Origin of the sequence: Streptomyces glaucescens (assembly GCF_002154375.1) — a bacterium.
GTDB lineage: Bacteria > Actinomycetota > Actinomycetes > Streptomycetales > Streptomycetaceae > Streptomyces > Streptomyces glaucescens.
Map to the genome: position 1 here is coordinate 1 of NZ_MUND01000358.1, position 6827 is coordinate 6827.

7 protein-coding genes and 1 pseudogene are annotated in these 6827 nt (G+C 75.7%); 2 read left to right on the forward strand and 6 right to left on the reverse strand.

All coding sequences use genetic code 11. The annotated features are described in order from the left end of the window. The 5 genes and pseudogenes from CCN42_RS23025 to CCN42_RS43375 form a co-directional block, all read right to left on the reverse strand. Nucleotides 1-573 (reverse strand): annotated as a pseudogene (locus tag CCN42_RS23025) (alpha/beta hydrolase); the annotation flags it as partial. Between the two features lie 154 nt (nucleotides 574-727). Next, nucleotides 728-1498 (reverse strand): TIGR04222 domain-containing membrane protein, encoded by a 771-nt coding sequence (locus CCN42_RS23030; RefSeq protein ID WP_086738417.1) that lies wholly within the window; start codon nucleotides 1496-1498, stop codon nucleotides 728-730. 109 nt (nucleotides 1499-1607) lie between these two features. Continuing rightward, nucleotides 1608-2957, reverse strand: a complete 1350-nt coding sequence (locus CCN42_RS23035; RefSeq protein ID WP_086738420.1) for an MbnB/TglH/ChrH family RiPP precursor modification enzyme — start codon at nucleotides 2955-2957, stop codon at nucleotides 1608-1610. Between the two features lie 106 nt (nucleotides 2958-3063). Further along, nucleotides 3064-3906, reverse strand: a complete 843-nt coding sequence (locus CCN42_RS23040; protein ID WP_086738431.1) for a DUF1206 domain-containing protein — start codon at nucleotides 3904-3906, stop codon at nucleotides 3064-3066. Nucleotides 3907-4194: 288 nt separating this feature from the next. Next, nucleotides 4195-4338, reverse strand: coding sequence for a hypothetical protein (locus tag CCN42_RS43375; protein ID WP_169731511.1), 144 nt, complete (start codon nucleotides 4336-4338; stop codon nucleotides 4195-4197). A gap of 140 nt (nucleotides 4339-4478) precedes the next feature. On the opposite strand from CCN42_RS43375, the gene CCN42_RS23045 reads away from it, so the two are divergent. Both CCN42_RS23045 and CCN42_RS23050 read left to right on the forward strand, forming a co-directional pair. After that, nucleotides 4479-4904, forward strand: coding sequence for a hypothetical protein (locus CCN42_RS23045; RefSeq protein WP_086738423.1), 426 nt, complete (start codon nucleotides 4479-4481; stop codon nucleotides 4902-4904). A gap of 197 nt (nucleotides 4905-5101) precedes the next feature. Further along, nucleotides 5102-5884, forward strand: a complete 783-nt coding sequence (locus CCN42_RS23050; RefSeq protein ID WP_086738426.1) for an aminotransferase class IV — start codon at nucleotides 5102-5104, stop codon at nucleotides 5882-5884. A 131-nt stretch (nucleotides 5885-6015) separates the two neighbouring features. Here the strand turns inward: CCN42_RS23050 and CCN42_RS23055 are convergent, their stop codons facing one another. Continuing rightward, nucleotides 6016-6771, reverse strand: coding sequence for an aminoacyl-tRNA hydrolase (locus tag CCN42_RS23055; RefSeq protein ID WP_086738428.1), 756 nt, complete (start codon nucleotides 6769-6771; stop codon nucleotides 6016-6018). Nucleotides 6772-6827: the final 56 nt, after the last annotated feature.

Consider the following 6827-nt stretch of genomic DNA (forward strand, 5'->3'; position numbering starts at 1 on the left):
ATACGCCTTGGCCCGCGCGAAGCGCTGCCGCGTGTACGCCTCCGAGGGGTGGGTCGGGGCCGGGGTGGGGCCCGTGAAGAACCGCGCCGGGTCCTGGCAGGAGAGCGGGGCCGACGTGCCGACGCCGCGCGGGGAGTAGCCGACCAGGTCATAGGCGGCGGCGATCCGCTTCCACTCGGGGAGCAGGCCGACCAGCGGGAAGTGGAGACCGGAGGCGCCCGGACCGCCAGGGTTGTGCAGGAGGGCGCCCTGCCGGGGCACCTTGCGCTTGCTGTTGTGCGGGTCGCGCTGGGTGGCTCGCACCCGGCTGACGGCGAGTTCGATCTGCCTGCCCTGCGGGCGCGCGTAGTCCAGCGGGACGCGGACCGTGCCGCACTCCATGCCGCCCGGCATGTCCTGACCGCCGGCGCACGCGCCGAAGTCGACTCCGCGGGCCGCGGCCCGGGCGGCGGCCACCGCGGTGCCGCGCGCCTCGGGGCCCATCGGCGTCCTCGGCGTGCCGTCGGCGGGGGCGGCGGCGAGGGCGGTCAGCAGCAGGGATCCGGCGGCCGTGTAGAGGGCGGCAGCTCTCATCGCGTACTCCCTTTCGTGCGCGGCAGCGACAAAAGGGATGTTTGGGTCGCGTGTGGGCGGAGGCAAGCACCGGGCGCCCGGTGTCGGCCCGCACGCTTCCGCACGCCCCCTGAACGGGTCCCGGCGATCCAGTCCCCCGTGAGCCGAGGAGCCGTCAGCCGCGCCGGGCGGGTCCGCTCCGGACGAAGGCCGCCCGCAGCTCCGGCTCGCCGACCGCGCGGATCCCGTGCACGGCGACCGCGGTCAGGTACGCGTGGTCGTCGGCGCGGTCGCCGGACGGCCGGGGCAGCGCGGCCAGCAGCCGCTGCCCGGCCGGGGAGGCCCAGGGGGAGTACGGGTACGCCTCGATGCGTGCCAGGGCCAGACAGCTCAGGGCGAGGACGAGCGGCAGCGCGAACCAGCACGCGATCAGAGGGCGCGCCGGCCCCGGCTCGCCGGGCAGCAGCAGCGCGGTCGTGCCGAGCGCCACCACGGCCAGGGCGGCGAGCCGCACCCGCCGGACACCCGCCGCGACCGTGGTCCCGGCTCCGGGCGGCACGGCCAGGCCCGCACGGACCAGCCGGTCGGCCAGCGCACGCACCGCCTCGGCGGCGGCTGCGGCGGCCCGTACGGGGGCGAGCGGGGACTGCCCCTTTGGCCCGATCGCCCCTATCACCGAGCGCTCCATCTCGTCGCGCCCGCGCGGGTCGACGACGGTCGCCCAGCCGGTGTGCGCGAGCAGCAGCCGCCGTTGGCGGGCCATCGAGACCAGGGTCAGATCGGCGACCCGCGCGGGTCCGCCGGACAGGAACGCCGCCTCGTAGAGCGTCAGACCGTGCGTTCCGGTCGCGTGGTCGCCGGCCGTTCGTACGGCGGCCAGGCACAGCGACGCGCACGCCGCACCGGCGGCGGCGCAGGCGAGGAGCAGGAGGAGGACCCAGAACATGCCGTGTTTCTATGCCGACGATCCGATGAACTCCATGCCTCGTTCACCATGCGGACGCGATGTGGCCGGTCCGTGATGTTCCGTTTCGGGTCCGGAGCGCCCGCGCCGGTCAGCGGCCGAGCAGCACCCGACGGGCGCCCCGGGCCAGCCGTACGGCCGGGCGCGCCGAGTACGGCACCGGACCCGACCGCTCCCGCCACCACGTCCGCACCTCCCGCCGCACCCGCGCCTCCAGCCGGCCCGAGCGCAGCAGGTGCTCGGCGAACTCCAGGGCGTCGCGCCGGAAGCCGCCGGTCATCGGACGGCCGTGGGCGTACGCGAGGAACTCGGTCCGGTACGCGTCCCCGAGCAGCCCCGGCAGCTCCGGTGCCACCTTCGCCACGATCCCCGCCCGCTTCCCGGCCAGCGCCCGCGTCTGCACCCCCAGCCGCGCCCGGTCGAACCCCTCCGGCACGGGCGTCCCGGCGACGAGCGCGGAGAGCAGGGCGGCCTGGGCGAGACCGAGCCGCTCACGGGCGGGCCCGGTCGCACCGGGCGCCAGGGCCGAGGCCGCGGGAGTCCCGGGCCCGGGAGTTCTGGTCTTGCGGGTCGCGGGCTCCGAAGTCTCAGGCTCCGGAGCCGCGGTCGCGCGCGCACGGCCCTCCCGCAGGGCCTCCCGGATCGCCCCCAGCTCGCCCTCCAGCTCCGCCGGCGCGGGGAAGTTCTCGTCCCGCTCCAGCAGCACGCCCGGCGGACGGACCCGCGACGCGAGGTCGGCCAGGATGTCGAGAACCGGACGCGGGACGGGGTGGGCGTGGCTGTCGTGCCAGACACCGTCACGCTCGAATCCGCCCGCGACATGGACGTACGCGATGGCCTCCAGGGGCAGTTCGGCGAGCGCCTTGGCCGGGTCCTCGCCGCGGTTGACGTGGTTGGTGTACAGGTTCGCCACATCGATCAGCAGCCGTACGCCCGTACGGTCCGCCAGCTCGTACAGGAACTGGCCCTCGGTCATCTCCTCGCCCGGCCAGGAGATCAGCGCGGCGATGTTCTCCACCGCCAGCGGCACCGGCAGCGCGTCCTGCGCGATCCGGACGTTCTCGCACAGCACGTCCAGCGCGTCCCGGGTGCGCGGCACCGGCAGGAGATGACCCGCCTCCAGAAGCGGCGAGGCCGTCAGCGGCCCGCCCGCGCGGACGAACGCGATGTGCTCGGTGACCAGCGGGGAACCCAGCGCCCCGGCCCGCTCGGCCAGCGCCGTGAGCCGGGCCGGGTCCGGCCGGTCCGCGCCGCCGAGGCCCAGGGAGACACCGTGCGGCACGACGGTCACCCCGCGCTCGCGCAGCCGCCGCAACGAGTCCGGCAGATGGCCGGGGCACACGTTCTCGGCGACGACCTCCACCCAGTCGATGCCCGGCATCGCCTCGACGGCGTCCGCGATCTCCGGCCGCCACCCGATCCCCGTCCCGAGTCGCTCCACGCCCCCCACCTCCAGCTGCTCCGTACGGTGTGCAGGGGGTATGGCCCCGCCGTCGGCGGCCGAACCCCGGCGCGCACACCTTCAGAGCAACATTTGAGGTTTCGCCTCACACCCTGCGGTAGCGGGCCAGCGCGATGGAGAACAGACCGAAGACGGCCAGGCCGAGCGCCACCAGAGCCAGCAGCCAGGGCCCCGCCGGGGTGCCGGCGAGAGCCCGCAGGGTGCCGTCCAGGCCCTTGGCCTTCCCGGGGTCGTAGTCCACTGCGGCGATCACCACGAAGACGCCGGCCGCCGCGTAGACCAGACCGCGCGCCACCCCGCCGGTGACCCCCAGGACGTCCACGACCCGCTGGACCCGCCGGGACATCCGCGCCTTCTCGAGGTGCTTGTGGAACGTGCGCCGGGCCGCGCGCACCCCGATCCCGACGCCGACCCCCAGCACGACGAGCCCGGCGAGCCCCACCAGCCAGCGGCCGAGGGGCAGTTCGAGAGCTCGCGAGGTGAGGTCCCGCGACGTCGCGTCGCTGCCCTCGCTGTTCTTGGAGGAGGTCACGAACGTCAGCACGGAGAACGCCACGAAACCGTAGAAGACGCAGCGCCCGGCGTTCAGAGCACGCTTGGACGCCTTGCGGCCGCCCGGTCCCGACGCCCCGAACAGGGCTTCGGACAGCCGCCACACGGCCATACCGATCAGGCCGATGCCGATCGCCCACACCAGCGCCTCACCGAACGGCTGCCGGGCCAGCTCCTGGACGGCGCCGCTGCTGTCCGCCTCCCTGGACCCGCCGCTTCCGGTGGCGATCCGCAGTGCCAGCACACCGATCAGCAGATAGATCGTGCCGCGCGCCACCAGACCCCAGCGGGCCCCGGTGCCGACGACCGAGCCGTTCGCCGCCCGGCGGGCCCGGGCGGCTCCTGTGCCGCGCGCCGGGTGACGGCGCGTTCTCATCCAACCGCGTATCGCGGACGATCCGGTCGCCATGGCCGCTGTCCTCCTGTCGTCGACCCGCCCGGCGGTGTGCGACGCCGGCACGGGCCCGGATGCCCTCGGCGACACGGGATATGCGCCGCCCGGTGCCGCCCGCGCCCGGCGCCCTCCGGGGGACGGGCCGGGGACGGGCCGGAGGCGGACGCGCGCGGGCCGCCGCCCCGGACGAAACGGAGCGGCGGCCCGCCACCGGCTGCTCGCCGCGTCCCACGAGTGGGCCGCGTCCCGCGAGCGGGCGCGGGAGCGCGTTCATCGGCGACGCAGCCTGCCGAGGAGCGTGCGGGCCTGCGCCCGGGTGCGGGGGTCCGACGCCGCGCGCCGCGCCGACGCGATGGCCCGTCGGCCCTGAGGAGTACGGCTGTACTGCTTGATCCGGTTCAGGATGCCGGGCATGACAACCTCCGTGAGTGCGGTGCGGGGAGAGCGAGTCGTCTCCTGTCCGCTCGTCTACCCCCGCGACGCGGAAGGACGCAGAACCCGGAGCGCGCCGGGCCCTCGCGTTTGCCGGGGACGGATGCGGTAAGCCGCATCCCATGGCCAACACACAGGAGCAGGAGAGCAAGACGGGGCGCGCCGCCCGCACGGCGAAGTCGGCCGCCTCCAAGACGGGTGACACCGCGTCGAAGGCCGGGGACGCCGCGTCGAAGGCGGGCGACAAGGCCGCGTCGTCGGGCGACACTGCCGCGCGGGCGGCCCGGACGGTGTCCGCCGGGGCATCCCGGGCGGTGACCTCCGCGGGCACCGCGCTCGCGGGCACCCGGGACACCGTGGTCTCGGCCGCGGGCCAGGTGGCCTCGGTCGCCACGACGGCCTGGGCGGTCGTCAAGAACCGCAAGCTGATCGCCGCCGGGGCCGCGACGGGGGTGACGGCCCTCGCCACGGCGTCCTTCGTGGCCGGCCGCCTCGTCGAGCGCAGTGGGCAGGGGCCGATCACCCGGTGGACCGGCGGGCGCATCTGACGGTGCGGATCCCGCCGCCGCCACGGGCCCTGGCAGGCTGCAGGCAGCCGTTCCGGCGCGGTACGCACCGCGCGACGGCCCGCCCGCGGCCTGCCAGGAGCCCTCGATGACCGGGCGGCGGACGCCCGGCCCCGCGCACCCGGCCGCCGCCGCGGTGCGCCGGACTCCGCGACAGCCGTTCTGACACGCTGGGCGGCATGGCGACACTCGACGGAGAGCCCGTTTCCGCAGACGACCTGCTTGCCCTGGCCCTGACCAACCTGGGCCACTTCACCACGGTGCGGGTCGAGGCCGACGGCACCGTCCGCGGCCTGTCCCGCCACCTGGACCGCCTCGTCCGGGACTGCGGTGCCGTCCTCGGCGCCGACCTGGACCCCGGCCGCGTCCGCGACCTCCTCCGGCAGCACGTGCACGGGCAGGCACTGCCCTGTGTCGTCCGCGTCACCGTCTACGACCCGCGCGCGGACCTGGGCCACCTGGCCCGGGCCGGTGAACCGCACGTCCTGCTCTCGGTGCGTGCGGCCGCCCCCGTGCCCCCACGGCCACTGCGCGCGATGACCGTCGCCTACGAACGCGACGTGCCGCAGGTCAAACACGTCGGCCTGTTCGGCGCCCTGCACGCCCGCCGTACCGCGCAGCTCGCCGGATACGGAGACGCGCTGTTCGTCGACCGGGACGGACGGGTCAGCGAGGGCACTACCTGGAACGTGGGCTTCGTCGACCGGGACGGCACCGTGGTGTGGCCACGGGCCGAAGTGCTGCCCGGCGTCACGATGGCGCTGCTGAAGCAGCACACCGAGCACCGGGTCGCCCCCCTCACCCTGGCCCGGGCCAAGCGCATGCCGGCCGCGTTCGCCACCAACACCGCCTTCGGCGTCCGCCCGTTGGCGGCGATCGACGAGACCGGGTTCGCGAGCGACCACCCGGCACTGGAGCGCCTGCGCGAGACGTACGCCTCGATCCCCGGCGAGACGCCGTAGACGACGGCGGACCGGCCGGCTCCTGACCCGGCATCCGGGCCATCAGGCACTGCCGGCATACCCGAACGCCGAGGCGCACACCCGGGTGCCCGGTCGATGACCGGGCCGCCGCCGCGTACCCGGCCCCGTGCCTACGGCCGCCGCCCGGGCCGCAGGGGGCACACGTGGCCGCCTCCCTCGGTGACGACGGTCGGCCCCGGGGCGATCTCCGTGAAGCCGGCGTCCCGGACCAACGGCAACCCGCTGACCAGCAGATCCTGCCAGCGCGCGGGGTCGGCGGTGCGTACGGCGAGCGGAAAACCGGCGTCGCGCCAGGCCGCGCGCTCCTCGTCGGACAATTCCCACCAGGCCAGCTGAGCGCCGTGCCCGGCCTGCGCCATGGCCTTCCCCGCGGACATCTCCACGCCGGGGTTCAGCCACAGCACCGGCGCGCCCGGATCCGCCGCGGCCGGGGGTTCGGGGTCGTCGAGTTCGGTCCCGGACACCTGGAGCTTCGCCAGCTCCTTGGGCCAGCCGTCCAGCGGCACCGGCGGGAACACCCGCACCTCCGCCGCCTTCCCGGTGACCGTGATGCCGGGCAGCTCCTGCGCCCGCCGCCACTCGGCGCCCCGCGCCCGCCGCACCACCTTGCGGATCCGGGCGTCCTGCCAGTCCCGGACGGCCCGGGCCCATTCGCCGTCCCCCACCGACCGCTCGTCGGAGAGCATCACGAGCACCGAGCGGGCCGCCGTCTCCAGCGCGTCGGTGCGTGCCGGGGGCGCGGCCCGTTCGATCCGCACGACCAGGGGCAGCACGAACTGCGGGGCCTCGTCGCGGCCGGAGCGGGCGGAACGGAAGGGGCTGCCGCCGGGAGCGGCGGAATCGGGAACGGAGGCATCCTGTGTCACGTCCTTCAGTCTGCCAGGCGGAGGATCGGCGGAGAGGGGCACGGTGGGGCGGGAAC